Genomic DNA, 21,837 nt, shown 5'->3' with positions numbered 1-21,837 from the left:
CATGGGGCCAGCTGGCCCCACGCCCCTGTTGTCGGTTCTAGCTAGGCCTTGGCGAGAGCCTTGCGTCGCATCGAGTACAGGAGGAATCCTGCGCCGGACACGAGGAGCACAACGGCCCCGATCGTGGCAGTCGACGGGTCGACGCCGGTATTGGGGAGTGTGGGCGCTGCTGGGGTGACGACGGCGTCAGCGACGACGGAGAACGTCGTGGTCGCCTGGAACAGGGCGCTGACATCGGAGAACGTGAAGCTGTAGTCGCCGATTTCTCCGGGCGCACCGGTGAAAGCGATGATGGCATTTCCGTCGGCGTCGGCCACGACCTCCTCAGTGCCACCTGAACTCGGTGCTGACACACCGATGATCACAGTCTCACCCGGCGCGAAACCGGAGCCGATGATGGTGACCGCGGTGGTCGTGTCCGACACGGCAACGCTGGATGGCGTCGCCGTTGCGGTCGGAGCAGCGGCAAACAGGAAGTTATCGCCATTCCAGCCGATCGCGCGGACTGTGACGGTCTCGCCAGCGTTCACGAACACTCCGTAGGCGAGGACCTGGGCGGGTTCCCCAGCGTCGAGAAGCGCTACGTGGGTGTCCAGGGGGGCCTCGGTGCCGGCCGGCGTGGCACCGATAGCGCGACTGTTGACCCAGTTGCCCGCCAGATCGCCAGCGACGACAGGGCGGAGGGTGGTGAACTGCTTGTCGCCATCGGAGGTCGGCTCTCCGAACACCGAGACCTGGTAGAACGCGTCCCCTCCGGTGGTGCTGACACCCAGGCCGGTCGCCGCTGCAAGGGTGACAGTGCCGGCGACAGCCGGATCTCCATTGAGCAACTGGTAGCCCGCAGCGCCCCCGACGATCTCGAGTCCCGCGGCAGACTGGGTGGCGGAGCCGTTGCCTCCAGAGACATCACCAGCGAACCAGCCACCGGAATACGGACTCGTTTCCGCCGGAACAGGGGTGGGGACCGTCGTGACGATGGTCTCCGCGCTGGCGGGCGCAGCTCCCAGTAGCACCGAACCGGCGACAAGCGCCACTCCTGCGAATGCGGCTCCAGTTGATCTGAGCTTCATATCTGTGTTCCATTCCATGGCCGATTAATGTCTGCAAAAGTCGTGCAATTATCAACATAACGAATTCTCAGGAAATTCCTAGCACAAGCTCGAATTTCCTGCGAAAAACTCACAATCGTGATGTGGTTGCAGTTACTGCAGGCATGAACCGGGTGTGTGACCCCATCGGGTTCGGCGTACCCGTCCTCGTCTCGTAAACTTGGTGCTCGACCCTGCGTCGCCAGGGCCGTTACGAGAGGCACGCGTTGAGTCCCAGAGCCACCACGGCATTACAGCCGGCCTCCACCGACCCCGCGTTCATCCGCAATTTCTGCATCATCGCCCACATCGACCACGGCAAGTCGACGCTGGCAGACCGGATGCTCGGCATCACCGGTGTGGTCTCGGATCGCGACATGCGCGCGCAGTACCTCGACCGCATGGACATCGAGCGCGAGCGCGGCATCACCATCAAGAGCCAGGCCGTCCGCATGCCGTGGGCGCTCGAGGGACAGTCGTTCGCCCTCAACATGATCGACACACCCGGTCACGTCGACTTCACCTACGAGGTATCCCGCAGCCTCGCCGCCTGCGAGGGCGCGATCCTGCTGGTGGATGCCGCCCAGGGCATCGAGGCGCAAACTCTCGCCAACCTGTACCTGGCTCTCGATAACGACCTCACGATCATCCCGGTGCTCAACAAGATCGACCTGCCGGCGGCCGACCCGGATAAGTACGCGAAGGAACTGGCCAGCCTCATCGGTGGCAAGCCCGAAGACGTACTGCGGGTGAGTGGCAAGACCGGCATGGGTGTCGAGCAACTGCTCGACCGCGTCGTCGAGCTTATTCCGGCGCCGAAGGGTGACCCGAACGCTCCGAGCCGGGCGATGATCTTCGACTCCGTCTACGACTCCTACCGTGGTGTCATCACCTATGTGCGCATGATCGACGGGCACCTGAGCCCGCGCGAGCGCATCCAGATGATGTCGACGCGAGCTGTGCACGAGTTGCTCGAGATCGGTGTGTCCAGCCCGGAACCGACTCCCACCAAGGGGCTCGGCGTCGGCGAGGTCGGCTACCTGATCACGGGCGTGAAGGATGTGCGCCAGTCGAAGGTCGGCGACACCGTCACGAACGCCCAGCGTCCCTCGACGACGGCGCTCGCGGGCTACACGGACCCAAAGCCGATGGTGTTCTCGGGGCTGTACCCGATCGACGGCAGCGACTATCCGGTGTTGCGTGAAGCGCTTGACAAGCTGAAGCTCTCCGACGCCTCCCTCAACTACGAACCGGAGACCTCTGTGGCACTCGGATTCGGGTTCCGCTGCGGATTCCTCGGACTGCTGCACCTCGAGATCGTCACCGAGCGCCTCGAGCGCGAGTTCGGCCTCGACCTCATCTCCACGGCTCCGAGCGTGACGTACGAGGTGATGACAGAAGACAAGAAGCAGTTCACCGTCACCAACCCGAGCGAGTTTCCCTCGGGCACGAAGATCGCACACGTCAGCGAGCCGATGGTGCGGGCCGCCATCCTCGCCCCCAAGGATTACGTCGGCACGATCATGGAATTGTGCCAGTCCCGGCGCGGCACCCTCATCGGCATGGATTACCTCGGCGAAGACCGGGTCGAGATCAAATACACGATCCCGCTCGGCGAGATCGTCTTCGACTTCTTCGACCAGCTGAAGAGCAAAACCGCGGGCTACGCGAGCCTGGATTACGAGCCATCCGGTGAGGCCGAGGCCGACCTGGTGAAGGTCGACATCCTGCTCCAGGGCGAGGCCGTCGATGCTTTCAGCGCCATCGTGCATCGCGACAAGGCCTATGCCTATGGCGTGCTCATGACGGAGCGCCTGAAGAAACTGATTCCTCGCCAGCAGTTCGAGGTGCCGATCCAGGCCGCGATCGGCGCGCGCATCATCGCGCGTGAGTCGATCAGTGCGATCCGTAAAGACGTGCTCGCCAAGTGCTACGGAGGTGACATCACCCGTAAGCGCAAACTCCTCGAGAAGCAGAAGGAGGGCAAAAAGCGTATGAAGATGGTGGGTCGCGTCGAGGTTCCGCAGGAGGCGTTCGTCGCAGCGCTCACCGGGGACACCGAGAAGAAGGACAAGAAGTAGCGCTGTTTCGCGGATACGCTGGCTCAGGTGAGCTCACTCGACGACCTCGAACTGACCTACCGTGCGGTGGGCGCTACGGCTGATCCGTTCGCGGCATCCTCGCCTCCCGATGGGTACCGCGGGATCGAGCGGACCGCCCGGATCGGCACCGGTTCCGCCCACTTCGCCGCGGCGTCCAAAGCGGTGCTCGAGTGGGGCGTGCAGCGGGGCAGCGGCTTCGGCATCCGGGGTTCGCAGGTCGTGACCGAGGGCAGCACCGTCACACTCCTCATTCCGTTCGGTCCATTCAGGGTGCCCGCGGCTGCCAGGGTCGTGTTCGTCGTACGGGAGCCGCGCAGGGTCGGTTTCGCGTACGGCACCCTGCCGGGGCATCCGGAGAATGGTGAAGAAGCGTTCATCGTCGAACACCGCGACGATGACTCGGTGTGGATCGACATCCGCGCGTTCTCGCGCCCGGCGAACCGCTTCTGGTGGCTCGTCTCGCCCGTGTTGCGCCTGACGCAGGAGTTCTACACCCGCCGGTATCTCCGCTCGCTCGCCTGACCGGGTCGGGAGAGCTGTTCCCTTGCCGGCATGGTGATGGCGCAACCCGTCACCTGCGAGAATTGACGGATGACCCGGAACCGTCGGCATGCCTAGCGCCCTGCCGATCGCCGACCCCGCTCCGCTGGACGGACTGCTGCCGGCGAGCGTGAGCATTGGCGCTTCCTCGCGCAACTTCGGGGTCTACCTGCACGTGCCCTTCTGCCGGGTGCGCTGCGGGTACTGCGACTTCAACACCTATACGAGCGACGAACTCCGCGGAGCGAAGCGTGGCGACTTCGCGAGCCAGGCGATCGCGGAGATCGCGCTGGCACAGGGCGTGCTGCGCACCTCGACGGTGCCGGAACGGCCGGCATCCACGGTGTTCTTCGGGGGAGGGACCCCGACCATCCTTCCCGTCACCGATCTCGCCGACATGCTTGCCGCCGTGGTCGACACCTGGGGGCTCGCCGAGGGTGCAGAGGTGACGACCGAAGCGAATCCGGACTCCGTCGACCGTGACTACCTGTTCGCGCTCCGCGCCGCAGGATTCACGAGAGTTTCGTTCGGGATGCAGTCCGCCGTGCCCCACGTGCTCGCCACCCTCGAACGCACTCACGATCCCGAGCGGATTCCGCTCGTCGTCCAGTGGGCTCGGGAGGCCGGGCTGCAGGTCAGCCTCGACCTGATCTACGGCACGCCGGGGGAGTCTCTCGCTGATTGGGAGGCGTCTGTCTCGCAGGCGCTCGCGCAGCATCCCGACCACATTTCGGCTTATGCGCTGATCATCGAAGACGGCACGAAACTCGCCGGCCAGATTCGTCGGGGGCAGGTCGAAATGCCCGATGACGACCTGCAGGCCGACATGTACGAGCTCGCCGAGTCACGATTCTCCGCGGCTGGATTCCAGTGGTACGAGGTATCGAACTGGGCCAGGGCTGACGGCTTCCGGTCGGCACACAACCTCGGATACTGGGTCGGCCACGACTGGTGGGGCGTCGGGCCGGGAGCACACAGCCATGTCGGCGGGGTGCGCTGGTGGAATGTCAAGCATCCCGCGGCGTACGCCGATCGCATGGCTGTGGGAGCGTCACCCGCTGCGGGCAGGGAGACTCTCGACGACGAGACGCGCAGGGTCGAAGCCGTGCTGCTCCAGACCAGGGTGCGGGACGGCCTGCCAGTCGCCCGGCTCGACGCCGCCGGCCGCACCGCCGTGGCCGGGCTCATCGCCGATGAACTGGTGGATGCGCGCGCGGCCCTCAGCGGCCGCGTCGAGCTGACGATGCGCGGCAGGTTGCTCGCGGATGCGGTCGTGCGACGACTGCTCGACGACCCGACGCCCTAGCTTACAAACTTGATCGCGAGCGGGTACTGGTAGGCCTGCCCGTTATTCGCAGCGATCGCGGCCATGATGCCGAACACGATGGACAGCACCCAGGCTGCGAGCAGGATGAGCAGTCCGATCCCGATGAGGGACGTGATGGTTCCCGCGATGTACGCGATCATCAGCGTGATCTGGAAGTTCAGGGCGGTGGCGGAGTGGGCGCGGATGAACGGGCCGCGATCCTTCAGCACGATGTATCCGATCAGGGCGGGCAGGAACGAGAGGATGATCCCGCCGACGTGGATCAGCGTCGCCCAGAGTTTCTCGTCGCTCGGGCTCAACGGCTGAACTGTTGCATACGGGCTGGTGGGAGGCGTGGAATCTGACATGGCCCCATTAAAGCAGCAGGGGCGGCGATAGTCGCCGCTTAACGACAACGGGCCCGCGAGCACGTGCTCACGGGCCCGATGTCGGGCGGGATTACTTGATGAGGCGCAGCGCGAACGGGTAACGGTACGCGATGCCGTCCTTCGCCTTGAGGAAGCCCATGATGGAGAAGATGACCGAGATGATGATGATCACCCACGACAACCCACTGAGGAGGAAGCCGATACCGAAAGTGATCACGGCGAGCACCGCAGCGAGAATCTGAACCGCGACCTGGCCGATCGCAAGTGTGATCTGGAAGTTCAGGGCCTCCTTTGCCTCGGTGTTCGTGAACGATCCGCGATCCTTGAAAACGAGCCAGATGATGAGGGACGGGAGGAATCCGATGATGCCGCCGAGGTGAGCGAACGACGCCCACTGGCGGTCTTCGGTCTCGGTAAGGGGAGCTGACGGTGCTGCCTGCTGGTGGGAATCGGTCATGGTGATGTGCCTTTCGAGGGTGACGTTCGGCGTGGTGCCTGGGTCGGTGCTGGGAGAACGGTGCGGCTGAGCTAGGAATCGTCGCTCTGTCTCAGCACAGGGAACAAGGTAGTGCCTACCGCGCAGCGCGTGCAACGATCGTTGCGCGGTGTGTCACGGTACAATTGGCAGTCCACATGGTGGAGTGCCAATGGCGAGAGGCGGACGGGGCATGGTTTCAGATCGTGGACTCGAAGTCCTGCGTGTCATCGTGCAGGATTACGTCGCCTCCCGGGAGCCCGTCGGCTCCAAATCGATAGTCGAGCGACACTCCTTCGGTGTCTCGGCCGCCACCATCCGCAACGACATGGCGCTCCTCGAAGACGAGGAACTGATTACAGCCCCGCACACGTCGTCCGGCCGGGTGCCGACGGATAAGGGCTACCGTGTCTTCGTCGACCAGCTCGCTGATCTCCGGCCGCTGACCGTCGCTCAGCGTGGTGCGATCGAGGCCTTCCTCGGCCAGTCCGTCGACCTCGATGACGTGCTTGCGCGTACCGTCAGGCTGCTCTCCCAGCTCACCCACCAGGTCGCACTCGTCCAATACCCATCGTTGTCCACGGCCCGTGTCCGGCATGTGGAACTCGTCCCACTCGCGGAAACGCGGTTGATGACGGTGTTCATCACGGACTCCGGTCACGTGGAGCAGCGCGTGCTCGATGTCGCGTCACCCATCGACGACGTGCTCATCGGCGAACTCCGCGCGAAACTGAACGCCTCGCTCGGTGGGCTCGGACTGCAGGATGCCGCCGCAAAACTGGCCACGTTCGTGGACGGTTTCGCACCGGAGCGACACCCCGTGGTGCAGCAGATCGTGGCGAGCCTGTCTGAGCAGGTGCTCGCCAATAAGCAGGACCGGCTGATCATGGCCGGTACGGCGAACCTCGCCCGCACCGAGGACGATTTCAGCGGAAGCATCTTCCCGGTGCTCGAAGCGATCGAAGAGCAGGTGACCCTGCTCAGGCTCTTCGGTGAAATGGAGATCCAGCCCGGCGGGGTGCTCGCGAGGATCGGCCGCGAGAATGCGGGATACGGCCTCGGCGAGACATCCGTTGTGACCAGCGGATATTCGTCGTCGGGGGGAAGTGTGGCGCGACTCGGGGTGTTGGGCCCGACGCGCATGGACTATTCGAACAACATGGCCGCGGTGCGAGCAGTCGCCCGCTATCTCTCGCGGCTTCTCGGCACGGAATAACTGAGGAATATCGACTCTTGGCAGACCATTACGAGGTACTCGGCGTAGAACGCAGTGCCACTCCAGAAGAAATCAAGAAGGCCTACCGCCGTTTGGCGCGCGAACTTCACCCCGACGTGAACCCGAGCGCTGATGCCTCGGAACGCTTCAAGTCGGTCACGCACGCCTACGACGTGCTGAGCGATGCGCAGCAGCGCCAGCAGTACGACATGGGCCCGCAGGCGGGATTCGGCGCCGGCGGTGCCAATTTCGGATTCGGCGACATCTTCGAGACGTTCTTCGGCGGCGGCGGGGGTGGCGGCCGCTCGACGGGACCGCGATCACGCAGCGAACGCGGGCAGGATGCGCTCGTTCGTGTCGAGGTGGACCTCGACGAGGTCATCTTCGGCACCAAGCGCGACCTCGAGGTCAACACAGCTGTGCTGTGCGAGACCTGCCACGGTTCGTGCACGGCACCGGGAACCTCTCCGGTCACGTGTGACATCTGCCACGGTTCAGGCCAGATCCAGCGCACGATGCGCAGCCTGCTGGGCAACGTCATGACGTCGAACCCGTGCGGAACCTGCCGCGGCTACGGTTCGATCATCCTGAACCCGTGCGCGACGTGCGCCGGGCAGGGTCGCGTACGTGCATCGCGCACCATCCCGGTCGACATCCCGGCCGGCGTCGAGACCGGACTGCGCCTGCAGATGCCGGAGCAGGGAGAGGTCGGGCCCGCGGGCGGACCGAACGGCGACCTGTTCCTCGAGATCAAGGTGCGCCACCATGAAACGTTCAGCCGCAACGGCGACGACCTGCTCGCGACGGTCGAGGTCGCCATGACCGACGCGATCCTCGGCACGCGCACGACCGTGAAGGGGCTCGACGGCGACATCTCGATCGAGATCAAGCCGGGTATCCAGAGCGCGGAGGTCATCACGATCCGCGATCGCGGCATCACCCACCTTCGCGGAGCGGGCCGCGGTGACCTGAAGATCGGCGTGCAGGTCATGACCCCGACGAAGCTCAACCATAAGGAGCAGGAGCTCATCAAGCAGCTGGCCGGAGCCCGCAAGGCCACGCCGCCGCACTTCGCGCACTTCCAGCAGGGACTGTTCACGAAGCTGCGCGATCGGTTCCTGAACCTGTAACCGTGGCCCACTTCTACATCGATGAGACCCTGGAGTCGGCCGCGGTCGGCGACAGGGTCTCGATTGTGGGCTCTGAAGCTCGGCACGCCGTGACCGTGTCGCGCCTCGCGGTGGGGGAATCCATCGCTATCGGCAACGGCTCGGGTCTCGTCGTCACCGGCGCCGTCGTCACGGCCGAACACACCGAACTCGCGATCGAGGTCGACACTGTCGACAACGATGAGCGACGCACTCCTGCCGTCTTCCTCGCTCAGGCGCTTGCCAAGGGCGATCGCGACGAACTGGCGGTGCAGGCAGCGACCGAGCTCGGTGTCGACGGGGTCATCCCGTGGACGGCGGCGCGCAGCATCTCCCGCTGGGAGGGCGCGAAAGTGGCCAAGGGTCGTGATCGCTGGACGGCAGTGGTGCGCGAGGCATCCAAGCAGTCCCTTCGATCCTGGATTCCCGACGTGCTCGACCTGGTCAGCACCCGCCAGCTCGTCAAGCTCGCCGAGGGGGCCAGGATGCTCGTGCTCGAGCCGACCGCCGAGCTGACCCTGAGCGCGCTGGAACTCGACGATCGCGACCTCATCCTCGTCGTCGGTCCGGAGGGTGGCATCGCCCCCCACGAGCTCGACGCCCTTGCAGCGGCGGGAGCCTCCGTCGTCCGGCTCGGCAGCGAGGTGCTGCGCACCTCGACCGCGGGGCCCGCAGCCCTCGCCGTCCTGAACGCGAAGCTGGGGCGCTGGTAGGCGCGCTGTCAGCTATCGCGCCTTAAGCTGTATTCATGTCGAATTCGCCGAGCATCTTCTCCCGCATCATCGCGCGCGAGATCCCGGCCGACGTCGTCTTCGAGAGCGATACCCTCATCGCGATCCGCGATATCGCGCCGAAGGCGCCCGTGCACATTCTCGTCATCCCGAAGACCGAGGAATTCAGCAACGTCGCCGAGCTCGCTGCCGGAGACCCCACCCTGCTGTCCGAACTGGTCGCGGTCACCCAACAGATCGCCGATGAGCACTGCGGCGGCCAATACCGCCTGATCTTCAATACCGGTGAGAACGCCGGACAAACCGTCTTTCACGTGCACGCACACGTGCTGGGCGGAACCCTCACGGAAGGCTCCCTTGGGCTCTAGCGACACATCCACAGCACGCGGCCGCGACGACGACGGCCAGCTCGAGAACAGGGTCGACCTTGAGGTGGACGGGGTCGCCATGGTGCGACTGCTCGGCCCTCAGGATCGACTGCTGCTCACCATAGAGAAGCAGTATCCGCTCGTCGTGGTCGCCGTCAGGGGCAACAGGATCACCCTCAGCGGCGACGCCGACCAGGTACATTCCGCGCGCGTCCTCGTCGACGAGCTCGTGCACATGGTGAGAGAGGGAGTCGATCTCGGCCCCGTCGAGGTCACGTCATCGGCGCGCATCCTCGAGTCGAAGTCAGGCAGCCCGGCCGAACTGCTCAGCCAGTCGATCCTCACCTCGCGAGGCAGGAGCATCAGGCCGAAGACCCTTGGGCAGAAAGAGTATGTCGACGCGATCGACACCAACACGATAGTTTTCGGTATCGGCCCCGCCGGCACCGGCAAGACGTACCTCGCGATGGCCAAGGCCGTGCAGGCCCTGCAGCGCAAAGAGGTCGAGCGCATCATCCTGAGCCGGCCGGCGATCGAGGCGGGCGAGCGGCTGGGGTTCCTGCCGGGTTCGCTCACCGACAAGATCGACCCGTACCTGCGGCCGCTCTACGATGCGCTCAACGAGATGATGGATCCCGAGCTCGTGCCCAAGCTGCTCGCCGCGGGAACCGTCGAGGTGGCGCCTCTCGCGTACATGCGCGGCCGCACGCTCAACAACGCCTTCGTGGTGCTCGATGAAGCGCAGAACACCACGCCTGAGCAGATGAAGATGTTCCTCACCCGACTCGGGTTCGGCTCCAAGATGGTCGTCACGGGCGACGTCACCCAGGTCGACCTGCCGGCCGGGGCATCCGGACTCCAGTTGGTGACGACGATCCTCGACGAGATCGATGAGATCCACTTCGCTCGGTTGACCAGCGCCGATGTCGTGCGTCACAGCCTCGTCGGGCAGATCGTCGACGCGTACACCGAATACGACGCCGGGAAGCAGCTCGAAAAGTTCGAGCGCGACGAGCGCCGCTCCAGGAAGGCCACTCCGTGAGCATCGAGATCAACAACGAATCGGGCGTCGAGGTCGACGAGCAGGCGATCCAGCGACTGTCCGTGTTCGCTCTCGACCAGATGCACGTGCATCCGGACGCCGAGCTCGCTATTGTCTTCGTCGACGAAGCCGCCATGGAACAACTCCATGTGCAGTGGATGGACGAGCCAGGGCCCACGGACGTGCTGAGCTTCCCGATGGACGAGCTGCGACCCGGCAGTGAAGAGGCCCCGACACCGGCTGGGCTCCTCGGAGACATCGTCGTGTGCCCCCAGGTCGCGATCGCGCAGGCAGAGACCGCCGGGCACAGCCCCATCGAGGAGATGCTGCTGTTAACGACCCACGGCATCCTGCACCTGCTCGGTTTCGACCACGCGGAGCCGGATGAGGAGAAGGAGATGTTCGGGCTGCAGCGCGATATTCTCGTCGGTTTCGCCCTTGCCGAACAGCGGAAGTAGCCTGTCATGCTGATCGGAATCTTCATCAGCGTCGCGGTTCTGCTCGTCGTGTTCGGCGGCCTGCTCGCGGCAGCCGACGCGGCGCTCAGCGTGCTGAGCCGCACCGACCTGTCGGATCTCGCAGCGACGAGCCGGTCACGATTGTCCCTCCTCGCGATAGCGCGGGATCCCGGCGCCCATATCAACGCCCTCAATTTCATGAGGATCGTCTCGGAGACGACCGCGGCAGTGCTGGTGACCCTCGCCTTCGCGTACTCCATCTCGCAGTGGTGGATCAGCCTTCTGCTGTCAGCGCTCATCATGACCGGGGCATCGTTCGTGCTCGTCGGCTCCAGCCCTCGCAGCGTCGGCCGGGCCAACGCCAGGCCGATCATGAAGTTCGCGGCCCCGATCGTGCACGCCGTCAGGGTCGTGCTCGGCCCGATCGCCGCCGCCCTCGTCGCCCTCGGCAACAGGGTTACTCCGGGCCGGCCCCCGAGCGCCACCTTCTCCAGCGAGGAACAACTGCTCAGCATGGTGGATGAGGCGACGGAACTCGAGGTGCTCGAGGAAGACGACCGCGAGCTCATCCACTCCATCTTCGAATTCAACGACACTGTCGTGCGCGAAGTGATGCTCCCGCGAACCGACATGATCACCATCGACGACGACGAGACGATGGGCGCGGCCATGGGGCTGTTCCTGAGCAAGGGCGTCTCGAGGATGCCCGTGCTCGGCGGCAACATCGACGAGGTGCTCGGCATCATCTACCTCCGAGATGTGTCACGGGTCGTGTACGAGCAGACCCTGGATGCGGAGACCCTGACCGCCGCTGAACTCGCGCGACCGGCCCTGTTCGTTCCCGAATCGCAGAAGGCAGACAGCCTGTTGCGCCAGATGCAGCTCGAATCGAACCACCTCGCCATGGTGGTCGACGAGTACGGCGGAATTGCCGGGCTCGTCACGCTCGAAGACCTCATCGAAGAGCTCGTCGGCGACATCTCCGACGAGTACGACAACGACGTTGCCGAAGTGGAAGACCTCGGCAACGGGCGGTACCGCGTCAGCGCGCGTCTCGCCATCGACGAACTCGGCGACCTGTTCGGTCTCGAACTCGAAGACGACGAAGTCGACTCCGTCGGCGGACTCATCACCAAGGTGCTCGGCAAACTGCCCGTCGCCGGATCCAGTGCAGAATTCTCGGGGCTCGTGCTCACCGCCGACCGCACAGAGGGGCGCCGCAAGCGCCTCAGCACCGTGCTGGTCGAACGTGACCAGGCCCTCATCGACGCCGTCGAGGCGTTCTCTCACGAAAAGGCGGACTAACCGTGGCCCAGACCGATGGCGCACCATTCCGGGCGGGGTTCGTTTCCTTCGTCGGGCGACCCAATGTGGGAAAGTCGACGCTCACCAACGCGCTGGTGGGGGAGAAGGTGGCGATCACCTCGTCGAAGCCGCAGACCACCCGCCGCGCCATCCGGGGCATCGTGCATCACCACGATGGCCAGCTCGTCATCGTAGATACCCCCGGAATGCACAGGCCGCGTACGCTGCTCGGCGAGCGACTGAACAGCATCGTGCAGGAGACGCTCGGCGAGGTCGACGTCATCGGGCTGTGCCTGCCGGCCAACGAGAAGATCGGCCCCGGCGACCGCTACATCAACGAGCAGCTCGACTCCTTCCCGCGCGCGAAGAAGGTGGCGATCGTCACCAAGATCGATGCGTCGTCGCGACCGGGCGTGGCCGAGCAGTTGCAGGCCGTCAGCGAACTGCGCGACTGGGATGCGATCATCCCGATCTCGTCGTTCGACAAGATCCAGCTCGACATTCTCGCCACGGAACTCGTGAAGCTCATGCCCGCGTCACAGGCCCTGTACCCGGATGACGCGGTCACCGACGAGTCGACAGAATCGCGGATCAGCGAACTCATCCGCGAGGCCGCGCTCGAGGGTGTCACGGATGAGCTGCCGCACTCGATCGCCGTCACCATCGACGACATGATCGAGAGCGAGTCGAAGGACCTGCTCGAGATCTACGCGAACCTCTTCGTCGAGCGCGATAGCCAGAAGGGCATCATCATCGGCCACCAGGGGCAGCGGCTCCAGGAGGTCGGCGCAAGGGCGCGCACCCAGATCGAGAAGCTGCTCGGTCGCCAGGTGTTCCTGTCGATGCGGGTGAAGGTCGCCAAGGAGTGGCAGCGCGACGCGAAGCAGCTCGGCCGGCTCGGGTTCTAGGCCGCGAGTCAGCCCCGTTCGGTCGCCTGTCGCGCCCGAAACTCCACTTTTTGCGTCGTCGGGCCTCTATTCCGCAACAACTGGAGTTTCGGCGCCGGTGTCGACCGTTTTGGGGAGCGGCATCAGGGGCTCACGGGTGCAGCGCATGCTCACGTCATGTCAACACCTGCGCCCCTTCCCCCTGAGCTTCGATACGGCCCGTTCTCGGTGGCCGAGGCGCGATCGCTGGGAGTGCCGGATGCGCGCTTGCGACGCAGGGACCTGGTCACCCCGTTCCGCGGTGTGCGGACCATCGGTCAGCCGACATCCGTCGTCGAACGGGCGCACTCGTTCGCCCCGATTCTCGGATCGGACCAGTTCTTCAGCCATTCGACGGCGGCAGCCCTCTGGGGCATGTGGCTTCCCCGGCGGTTGTCCGGCAGTGATATCGACGTGTCGGCGATCCATCCCCGGCGAGAGCCCAGGATGACCGGAGTTCGCGGACACAGGCTCGGCGGTGCTTCAGTGCGGCTGATGCTGCGTGACGGCATCCCGCTGAGTGCTCCCGTGGACACCTGGCGACTGTTGGGCAGCCAACTGTCGCTCGACGAGCTGGTGGCGTCGGGCGACAGTCTGGTGCGCCGGCAGAATCCGCTCGCCACGCTCGACGAGCTCGTCGCCGAGCTCGACAGTCACCCTGCTGTACCGGGGATCGTCCGGCTGAGGCGAGCACTGTCATGGGTTCGGGCTGGAACTGATTCACCGCGCGAGACCGACCTGCGGCTGCTCATCGCGCGAGCCGGTCTTCCGGAGCCCACGGTCAACGAGCGCGTCTCCGCGGATGGGGCACCCGTTCGATTCGGCGACCTGGTTTTTCGGAAGTGGCGCACCATCGTCGAATACGACGGGCGTCACCATCGGGCGGATGCTCGGACGTTCGCCAGCGACGTGCTCAGGCTCGAACAACTCGCAGCAGACGACTGGAGTGTGATCCGTGTGTTGAACGAGCACATGAGCGATCCGCGGGCCGTCGCGCGGCGGATTGCGGCCGCGCTGGCGCGAAACGGATGGCGCCCACCGCGGTCGAAACTCCACTTATTGCGATCATCCTGACGGAAACCGCAATAGCTGGAGTTTCGGGAAGGGTCAGCGACGGCCGCATACCTCGGGAGGATGATTCACTGCGTCGAGAGGATGATCATCCGCTGTCCACTGCAGTATTCGGCATAGCGTGGGGGAATGATCAGAGCCATCACTTCGCGGCAGCTTGCTTTTGACGTGTGCTGTGGGCTGGCTTTCACGGTCTTGCGCTTGTTGTTCGGAGTGGACAACACAGCGTTCGCCCTCGCGGTCGGCCTTCTGGGGATTTCGCTTGCGCTGAGGCGGGTGAGTCCAGCACTCGCACTGGCAGTCGCCTGGCTTGCCGCCATTCTCCAGATGCACTCCGGAACAACACCCGACTTAGCGGATGTCGCCATTCTGGTCGTGCTCTTTTCGACAGCCAGGTACGGCAACCCTGTCGTGAAATGGCTCGGTCTCGCCTCGGCAGTAGTCGGTGCTTTCGTCGCAACCCTCTACCTCCTCTTTCGCCGACCTCCGACGGTCAACGCCACTGAGTACCTGGATTTCGTCTCTAGCATGCTCAGTCCCTCGTTTTTCGTCGCCCTGATCGGGTATTTCGTAGCGCTTTTAGCGGTACTCGTCCTCAGCTGGACGGCCGGTCTGCTGGTGAGAACAAGAGCAACTGCCAGAGACAGCCGACGCGACCAGCTGCTGGCCGAGCAGGCAGTCGCGGTGGAGCAGGAGCGCAACCGCATAGCCCGCGATATGCACGACGTCGTGGCGCACAGCCTCGCCGTGGTCATCGCGCAGGCTGACGGCGCGCGGTATGCCCGCGAGGCCGATCCTTCGGCCGTCGATGTCGCCCTGACGACCATCTCATCCACGGCTCGAGAGGCGCTCGCCGATGTGCGGATCCTGCTCGGCCAGTTGCGACATAGCCAGGACGCGGGCCCCCAACCTGCGCTCGTCGACCTCGAGCGGCTGGTCGACCAGTTGCGGGCATCCGGGCTGCTGGTGTCGCTCGAGCAGAACGGCGACCCCCTCTCCATCCCGGCCGGTCGCCAGCTCGCGCTGTATCGCATCGTGCAGGAAGGGCTGACGAATGCTCTGCGACACGGCGACATCGAGCGGGAGGTCGTTGCCGCCATCGACTGGTCGCCGGATGCCGCGAGCCTGACCATCAGGAACGCCGTGGCCGAGCACGCCTCCGTGGATCACGTGGGGCACGGCCTCGTCGGCATGCGTGAGCGTGCGCTGCTCGCGGGCGGCACGTTCTCGGCGGGCCCGGAGGGCGGCGATTTCGTCGTGAGGGCGAGCATTCCCGTGCTGGTGGCGTCGTGAAGAAGATCCGCGTCGCCCTCGTCGATGACCAGTCGCTGTTCCGGGCCGGCATCCGGATGCTCGTCTCCTCCCAGCCCGATCTCGAGTTCGTGGGCGAGGCGGGCGACGGCCGGGAGAGCATCGGCATGGCCGCCTCCACCCGGCCCGACGTCATCCTGATGGATATCCGGATGCCCATCATGGACGGCATCGACGCGACCTCCGCGATCCTGGCCGCAGCCGGACCGGTGCCGCGCATCATCGTGCTCACGACGTTCGACCTCGACGAGGCGGCGGCGCGGGCCATCAGGGCTGGGGCGAGTGGCTTCGTGCTGAAGGACGCAGACCCCGAGTTCCTGCTCGCGGCGATCAGGGCCGTCCACACCGGCAATTCGGTTATTGCGGCCTCCGCGACGAGAGAGCTGTTCGAACACTTCGGCGCCTCGCGGATCCCCGTGCCGGCGGCGTTCGAGTCGCTCACGGCGCGAGAGAAGGAGATCTTCCTGCTGGCGGCCAGGGGGCTCAGCAACGCCGAGATCGCGGCGGGGGAGTTTCTCAGCGAGGCGACGGTCAAGACTCACATCAGTCGGGTCCTCGGCAAGCTCGGTCTTCGCGACCGGGTGCAGCTCGTGGTGTTCGCCTACGAGAACGGCCTCACGTAGATCATCCTTCCGATGTAGTTGAGGGAGACTCCAGACCGATTCGGCGGATGCGGCTTCTGCGGGAGGCTGGGACCATGGACAACACCGCGCAGGACAGCGACATCGTCGCTCGGGTCTCTGACCTCACCAAATCGTACGGATCGGGATCGACCAGCGTGACGGCGCTCGACTCGGTATCGGTCGAGCTTCGCCGCGGTGAATTCACGGCGATCATGGGCCCGAGCGGTTCGGGCAAGTCGACCCTCATGCACATCATGGCTGGACTGGATTCCGCCACCTCGGGCGGGGTGTTCATCGGGGACACCGACATCTCGAACCTGGATGACACCGAGCTCACCCTGGTCCGTCGGCGCCGGGTCGGGTTCGTCTTCCAGTCGTACAACCTCGTGCCGACACTCGACATCCGCTCGAACATCATGCTGCCGTTCGAACTCGACGGTCGGGAACCCGGCGTCGAGGATCACCGGTGGATCGATGAGCTCGTCATCACGCTCGGGCTCGCGCCGAGGCTGGGTCATCGGCCCCACGAGTTGTCAGGCGGGCAACAGCAGCGCGTCGCCATCGCCCGCGCCCTGGGTGCCAGGCCCGAGCTCGTGTTCGCCGATGAGCCGACCGGAAACCTCGACTCCCGCACCAGCCGCGAAGTGTTGGGATTGCTCGCCTCGGCCAGCGCCGACTATGGACAGAGCATCGCGATGGTCACTCATGATCCCATCGCAGCGAGTTATGCCGACCGGGTGATCTTCCTTGCCGACGGCAGGATCGTGGCAGATCGCGGCAGGTCGAACGCCTCGGAGATCAGCCAGTTCATGCTCAGGATGGATCACGTCTCATGAACACGTTCAACGTGCGCGAGCATGCCCCGAGCATCCTTGTCGCCACCCTCAGCACGGCTTTCGGGGTCTCCCTGCTGCAGGTGACGACCAACCTGTCGATCATGATCGCGGCCGACGATGTCGTGGGCTCCAGCGGGACTGTCGGCGTCATCCTCGCCATCATCGCCGCCGTGTTCATCGTGATCGCGACCTACGTCGGAGCCGTCGTCACGACGAACACCTTCTCCACGATCATCGCCGGACGCACCCGCTCCATCGCACTCATGCGATTGATCGGCGCCACGGCCCGGTCGCAGAGAAACGCCGTCACCGTCGAGGGATTGTTGGTCGGCATCGTGGGCGCGATCTCCGGACTGGTCATCGGCACTATCGTGTCTACCGCGCTCGTGCTCATCGCCGTACGCACCGCCCTCATCCCCGACCTGGGATACATCTTCCTTGAGCCCATAGTGCTCGCCCCCATGGCGGCGGTGCTGGCGACGACCTGGCTCGCCTCGTGGGCGGGGTCACGGCGGGTGCTCACGGTCAGCCCGATGCAGGCCACAGGGGCGGTCGTCGAAGAGAGCCGGGCCGAAGCCGCCGGTCATCGCGGGCGCAACCTGGCAGCGGTCATCCTGTTCTCGGCGGGCTCACTCCTGCTCGCACTGGGGGTCGTCGCCGGACTCGTGAGCCCCGTCGGCATCCTCATCGGCGTCGTGGGCGGAGTGCTGTCGTTCTCGGGCGTGGTGCTCGGGTCAGAACTCGTGATGCCACCGGCCCTGAAGCTGGTCGGCAGGATGCTCGGCTCGCGCGCCCCGGCGAGACTCGCTGCCGAGAACGCCGTGCGGTACCCACAACGCAGCTCACGCACGACCATCGGACTCGTGATCGGGGTCACGCTCGTGACGATGTTCGCCGTGGCGACAGCGAGCTTCCAGCGACTGATCGACGCGGCACGGGTTGCGGAGCCCGAGGTCTACGAGGGCATCGAACCGATCATGCAGACGACCGTCGGTGTCTTCTCCGTGCTCGTCGGATTCAGTGCGCTGATCGCCGCCGTCGGTCTCGTCAACACGATGTCGCTCAGCATCCTGCAGCGCACCCGCGAATTCGGCCTGCTGCGCGCCCTCGGCTTCAGCGCCAGCCAACTCCGGGCGATGATCCGGGCCGAGAGCGCCCAACTGGTGATCGCCTCGATGCTCGTCGGTGTCGTGCTCGGGATCGGCTATGGCTGGGCGGGAGCGCAGTCGATGCTCGGGTCGATCAACGGATCACCCGGGCTCATCTTCCCGGTGGTGCCACCGTGGCTGCTGGCCGTGATCGCCGGTTCCGCCGTCGTGCTCACGGTCGCGGCATCCACTCTTCCGGCCCGCAGAGCGAGCAGGATCTCACCCGTGGTCGCGCTCGCGGTGGACTAGTCGTGCCTCAGCGCTCGGTGAGGTCCTGCAGGGCAGATCGCACCGCGACGACATCCGGCCCGTAGGTCTGGTCGGCCCACGCCTGGACTGATCCGTCGTCGTGCACGACCTGCACGAACAGGTAACCGTTCTGCGGAAAGCTCGAGAGCACTTCGACCGGAGCTGTGTCGGATATCTCGGCCTGGATGTCGGCGAGCTGCTGCTCGCTCGACGCTCCGGCGTTAGCCTCATCGAGCTGGGGATCGACAACGGGGACGGTGTCATAGAGGGCGAGCATGATGGCGCTGTCGACGGCGAGGGCAGCGCCGTCCCAGCTGCCGAAGACCGCATACGTGCCCCAGGTCACGTCGCTCGCGGTCTCCGAGCCCTCGTTCGCCGCCCAGTCCCAGCCGACGAGCTCAGGGCCGGAGCACTGCGGCGGGTACGACTCGGCCACGGCACCCAGGCAGAACTCGGGAGCGGCATCGCCGACCTGGATGACGGTGCCCTGCCCGACGACGTCGACGGGAGCCGCTATTCCGCCGTCGCTGGGAGAGGCGGAGGGCGTGGCACACGCGCTCAGGAGGAGAGCTGCAGCGACGATAGCGGGGAGCAGGGCGACACGGGTGCGGGGCGACATGAGTCAATTGTTCGCGGTGGCAGCGGCATCCACCACCCAACGTTTTGGGCCATTCACACGTCAGCTTCTTGGCAGTGCTACCCTGAATTCGTGCTGTTCGGTCTGCTCCTTCTTAGCTGCCGCGACGAGTCCTAACTTCAGGCCTCACTCGTCGCGGTGTTTCTGCGTTCTCACACGCAGTGGCTGACCACATCCAACACGAGAGACTACAGAGACCATGAAGAACACACAGTCGGCTTCTGCAATGCCGATCCACAAGTACCGCCCGTACCACGAGACATTCGCCGTCGACCTGCCCGACCGCACCTGGCCGACGAAACACATCACCGAGGCGCCGCGCTGGTGCGCGGTCGACCTGCGCGACGGCAACCAGGCGCTCATCGACCCGATGAGCCCCGAGCGCAAGCGCATCATGTTCGACCTGCTCGTGAAGATGGGCTACAAAGAGATCGAGGTGGGGTTCCCGTCGGCGTCGCAGACGGACTTCGACTTCGTCCGCTCGCTCATCGACGGCAACCTGATCCCGGATGACGTGCGCATCCAGGTGCTCACGCAGGCCCGTGGTGAGCTCATCAACCGCACCTACGAATCGCTCATCGGGGCGAAGCAGGCCATCGTGCACCTGTACAACTCCACGAGCGTGCTGCAGCGCGATGTGGTGTTCCGCACCGATAAGCAGGGCATCATCGACATCGCCCTGAACGGTGCCCGCCTCTGCAAGGCCGCGGAATCCATCGCCACGGGCACCGAGATCTTCTACGAGTATTCGCCGGAGAGCTTTACCGGCACCGAACTCGAATTCGCGCTCGAGGTCTGTAACGAGGTGCTCGAAGTGCTCGAGCCGACCCCCGATCGCAAGGTCATCATCAACCTGCCGTCGACTGTCGAGATGGCGTCGCCGAACGTCTACGCCGACTCCATCGAGTGGATGTCGCGCAACATCAACCACCGCGAGAACGTGCTCATCTCGCTGCACCCGCACAACGACCGCGGCACAGCGGTCGCCGCCGCCGAGCTCGGATACCTGGCCGGAGCCGACCGCATCGAAGGCTGCCTGTTCGGCAATGGCGAGCGCACCGGGAACGTGGACCTCGTCGCCCTCGGCATCAACATGTTCACACAGGGCGTCGACCCGCAGATCGACTTCAGCGACCTCGACGAGGTCAAGCGCACCGCCGAATACTGCAACCAGCTTCCCGTACACGAACGCAGCCCGTGGGCCGGTGACCTCGTGTACACCGCGTTCAGCGGATCGCACCAGGACGCCATCAAGAAGGGCTTCGAGGCGATGCAGGCGGATGCCACGGCCAAGGGCGTCTCGGTCGACGAGCTGCTCTGGGCCGTGCCGTACCTGCCGATCGACCCCAAGGACCTCGGCCGCGGGTACGAGGCCGTGGTGCGCGTCAACTCGCAGAGTGGCAAGGGAGGCGTGGCCTACCTGCTCAAGGCCGACCACGCGCTCGACCTGCCGCGCAAGCTCCAGATCGAGTTCAGCGGAGTCGTTCAGGCCAAGACCGATGCCGAGGGTGGCGAGGTCACGAGCGACCAGATCTGGGAGATCTTCCACGACGAGTACCTGCCGGCCCACCACGTCGACAACAAGTGGGGGCGGTTCGAGCTGCACTCCACGGCGACGGCGAGCGATCTCGCGGGATCGACCAGGCTCGATGTCACTCTCCGCGTCGGGGACACCTCGGCTCCGGCCGCCGGCACGGGCAACGGTCCGATCGCGGCGTTCCTCGGCATCATGGCCGAGCAGGGCGTCGAAGTGAAGCTCTACGACTACGTGGAGCACGCGCTGTCTGCCGGAGGTGACGCCCTGGCGGCCGCCTATGTGGAGCTGAACGTCAACGGCAAGCGCCTCTGGGGCGTCGGTATCGATGCCGACATCTCGACGGCATCCCTCAAGGCTGTCGTCTCCGCGGTGAACCGCGCGGTGCGCCTCGAGGCCGGCGACCGAGACCTCGTCAGCGCCTAGCTGCCTGTGGGATCGGCTTTCACGGCGCCTGCTTTCGGAAATTCAGGAAGTCCGGCGCGGAACGGCATCATTCGCCGAGTTCCGCGACGGAATCGTGCTGAGTTCCTGAATTTCCGAAAGAGGGTGCGCGGCCGGGGCCGTCAGCGACGACGGATGCGCGGCATCTTCTCGATGGCGCGCTGCTCCGGCAGCGTCCAGTTGAACAGCACTGCGAGGATCCGCACCCCGAACGTCAGTGCGACGCAGGTGGATGCGGCAAGGAAGACCTCGACGTCGAGCCGCAGCAGCAGTGTGAGAGTGCCTGTGCCCGCCACCGCGGCCAGGGCGTAGAGCGAACCGACGTGCATGAGCGCGATCGGCCGGTTCAGCAGCAGATCGCGCAGGATGGAGCCGCCCACGGCCGACAGTACGCCGACGAAGATCGCGGGCACTTCCGGCAGGCCGATCGCCAGCGCCTTCGTCGTACCGATGGCGCCGAACAGCCCGATGGTGAGCGCATCGAGAACGGTGACGAGCGGCCCGAGCCGCGAGATCAGTCTCTCGAGCAGCATGCCCATGAGGGCGGCGCCGGTCGCCACGATCAGATACCAGTTGCTTGTGAGTGCCGCCGGCACCTGTGCCAGCAGCACATCGCGCAGAATTCCGCCGCCGAAACCCGTCGCGATACCGATGATCGCCACGCCGAGCAGGTCGAGCCTGCGGTCGCGGAACTGGGCAGCGAATAGCGCGCCCTGAGCCGCTCCGATACCGATGGCAAGAAGGTCCGCCCACAGGGGGATCACAAACGTGGGAGTCACGCCCTATTCGTACCATGACGAGCGAGACCTCTTGTCGCGGCCCCACCGTTTCGCCGCGGATGTCGCGCAGATCCGCCGAGGCTGTCGGCCGGGCATCCAGACAGTGACGGT

General features: G+C 65.3%; 22 protein-coding genes. 17 read left to right on the top strand and 5 right to left on the bottom strand.

Annotated elements, in window-relative coordinates; all coding sequences use genetic code 11:
* Positions 1–41: 41 nt before the first annotated feature.
* Entirely contained in the window at positions 42–1,088 is a 1,047-nt protein-coding gene (locus IWX81_RS04230; protein WP_199279976.1) for an LPXTG cell wall anchor domain-containing protein, read from the bottom strand.
* Between the two features lie 227 nt (positions 1,089–1,315).
* Between IWX81_RS04230 and lepA the strand changes: the two genes are divergently transcribed.
* The 3 genes from lepA to hemW all read left to right on the top strand — a co-directional run bounded on the left by lepA (position 1,316) and on the right by hemW (position 5,036).
* Entirely contained in the window at positions 1,316–3,169 is a 1,854-nt protein-coding gene (lepA, locus tag IWX81_RS04225; protein WP_199279975.1) for a translation elongation factor 4, read from the top strand.
* 27 nt (positions 3,170–3,196) lie between these two features.
* A complete protein-coding gene (locus IWX81_RS04220) occupies positions 3,197–3,712 on the top strand; it encodes a DUF1990 family protein (protein WP_334592992.1) in 516 nt (171 codons plus the stop codon).
* Between the two features lie 88 nt (positions 3,713–3,800).
* A complete protein-coding gene (gene hemW / locus IWX81_RS04215; protein ID WP_199279974.1) occupies positions 3,801–5,036 on the top strand; it encodes a radical SAM family heme chaperone HemW in 1,236 nt (411 codons plus the stop codon).
* Here hemW and IWX81_RS04210 read toward each other — a convergent pair.
* Both IWX81_RS04210 and IWX81_RS04205 read right to left on the bottom strand, forming a co-directional pair.
* The gene (locus IWX81_RS04210) at positions 5,033–5,404 is read right to left on the bottom strand and encodes a DUF4870 domain-containing protein (protein ID WP_199279973.1); all 372 of its coding nucleotides are present in this window, start codon (positions 5,402–5,404) and stop codon (positions 5,033–5,035) included. The two genes, hemW and IWX81_RS04210, sit on opposite strands and share 4 nt — an antisense overlap.
* Before the next feature lie 91 nt (positions 5,405–5,495).
* A complete protein-coding gene (locus IWX81_RS04205) occupies positions 5,496–5,882 on the bottom strand; it encodes a DUF4870 domain-containing protein (RefSeq protein ID WP_199279972.1) in 387 nt (128 codons plus the stop codon).
* A 211-nt stretch (positions 5,883–6,093) separates the two neighbouring features.
* Here IWX81_RS04205 and hrcA point away from each other — a divergent pair, with 211 nt between their 5' ends.
* From hrcA to IWX81_RS04140, 13 genes are all read left to right on the top strand, one after another.
* Complete coding sequence (gene hrcA / locus IWX81_RS04200) at positions 6,094–7,116, top strand: heat-inducible transcriptional repressor HrcA (RefSeq protein WP_199279971.1); 1,023 nt, start codon at positions 6,094–6,096, stop codon at positions 7,114–7,116.
* Between the two features lie 17 nt (positions 7,117–7,133).
* Complete coding sequence (gene dnaJ / locus IWX81_RS04195) at positions 7,134–8,246, top strand: molecular chaperone DnaJ (RefSeq protein ID WP_199279970.1); 1,113 nt, start codon at positions 7,134–7,136, stop codon at positions 8,244–8,246.
* A 2-nt stretch (positions 8,247–8,248) separates the two neighbouring features.
* Complete coding sequence (locus tag IWX81_RS04190) at positions 8,249–8,977, top strand: 16S rRNA (uracil(1498)-N(3))-methyltransferase (protein WP_199279969.1); 729 nt, start codon at positions 8,249–8,251, stop codon at positions 8,975–8,977.
* Between the two features lie 35 nt (positions 8,978–9,012).
* Positions 9,013–9,363: a histidine triad nucleotide-binding protein gene (locus IWX81_RS04185; protein WP_199279968.1), complete on the top strand. Its 351-nt coding sequence runs from the start codon at positions 9,013–9,015 to the stop codon at positions 9,361–9,363.
* Between the two features lie 79 nt (positions 9,364–9,442).
* Complete coding sequence (locus IWX81_RS04180) at positions 9,443–10,405, top strand: PhoH family protein (RefSeq protein ID WP_199280444.1); 963 nt, start codon at positions 9,443–9,445, stop codon at positions 10,403–10,405.
* Positions 10,402–10,863, top strand: coding sequence for an rRNA maturation RNase YbeY (gene ybeY / locus IWX81_RS04175; RefSeq protein ID WP_199279967.1), 462 nt, complete (start codon positions 10,402–10,404; stop codon positions 10,861–10,863). Before IWX81_RS04180 ends, ybeY begins: the two co-directional genes overlap by 4 nt.
* Positions 10,864–10,869: 6 nt before the next feature.
* Positions 10,870–12,168: a hemolysin family protein gene (locus tag IWX81_RS04170; protein ID WP_199279966.1), complete on the top strand. Its 1,299-nt coding sequence runs from the start codon at positions 10,870–10,872 to the stop codon at positions 12,166–12,168.
* 2 nt (positions 12,169–12,170) lie between these two features.
* Positions 12,171–13,076, top strand: a complete 906-nt coding sequence (gene era / locus IWX81_RS04165; protein ID WP_199279965.1) for a GTPase Era — start codon at positions 12,171–12,173, stop codon at positions 13,074–13,076.
* Between the two features lie 156 nt (positions 13,077–13,232).
* Positions 13,233–14,168 (top strand): DUF559 domain-containing protein, encoded by a 936-nt coding sequence (locus IWX81_RS04160; RefSeq protein ID WP_199279964.1) that lies wholly within the window; start codon positions 13,233–13,235, stop codon positions 14,166–14,168.
* 126 nt (positions 14,169–14,294) lie between these two features.
* The gene (locus tag IWX81_RS04155) at positions 14,295–15,458 is read left to right on the top strand and encodes a sensor histidine kinase (protein WP_199279963.1); all 1,164 of its coding nucleotides are present in this window, start codon (positions 14,295–14,297) and stop codon (positions 15,456–15,458) included.
* Complete coding sequence (locus IWX81_RS04150; protein WP_199279962.1) at positions 15,455–16,099, top strand: response regulator; 645 nt, start codon at positions 15,455–15,457, stop codon at positions 16,097–16,099. The genes IWX81_RS04155 and IWX81_RS04150 overlap by 4 nt, the downstream gene beginning before the upstream one ends.
* 74 nt (positions 16,100–16,173) lie before the next feature.
* Positions 16,174–16,935 carry an ABC transporter ATP-binding protein gene (locus IWX81_RS04145; protein WP_199279961.1) on the top strand — a complete coding sequence of 254 codons (762 nt, stop codon included), beginning with the start codon at positions 16,174–16,176 and terminating at the stop codon, positions 16,933–16,935.
* Positions 16,932–18,332 (top strand): ABC transporter permease, encoded by a 1,401-nt coding sequence (locus IWX81_RS04140; protein ID WP_199279960.1) that lies wholly within the window; start codon positions 16,932–16,934, stop codon positions 18,330–18,332. The genes IWX81_RS04145 and IWX81_RS04140 overlap by 4 nt, the downstream gene beginning before the upstream one ends.
* 7 nt (positions 18,333–18,339) lie before the next feature.
* On the opposite strand, the gene IWX81_RS04135 is transcribed toward IWX81_RS04140, so the two are convergent.
* Positions 18,340–18,951 (bottom strand): hypothetical protein, encoded by a 612-nt coding sequence (locus IWX81_RS04135; RefSeq protein WP_199279959.1) that lies wholly within the window; start codon positions 18,949–18,951, stop codon positions 18,340–18,342.
* A gap of 217 nt (positions 18,952–19,168) precedes the next feature.
* Between IWX81_RS04135 and leuA the strand changes: the two genes are divergently transcribed.
* Positions 19,169–20,929, top strand: a complete 1,761-nt coding sequence (gene leuA, locus IWX81_RS04130; protein ID WP_199279958.1) for a 2-isopropylmalate synthase — start codon at positions 19,169–19,171, stop codon at positions 20,927–20,929.
* A gap of 140 nt (positions 20,930–21,069) precedes the next feature.
* Here leuA and IWX81_RS04125 read toward each other — a convergent pair whose 3' ends face one another.
* Positions 21,070–21,726, bottom strand: coding sequence for a trimeric intracellular cation channel family protein (locus IWX81_RS04125; protein ID WP_199279957.1), 657 nt, complete (start codon positions 21,724–21,726; stop codon positions 21,070–21,072).
* Between the last annotated feature and the right edge of the window lie 111 nt (positions 21,727–21,837).

This window comes from Salinibacterium sp. CAN_S4, from assembly GCF_015752305.1.
Lineage (GTDB): Bacteria > Actinomycetota > Actinomycetes > Actinomycetales > Microbacteriaceae > Rhodoglobus.
The sequence above is the reverse complement of the archived record's forward strand: the minus strand, read 5'-3'. Positions and strand labels throughout refer to the sequence as shown.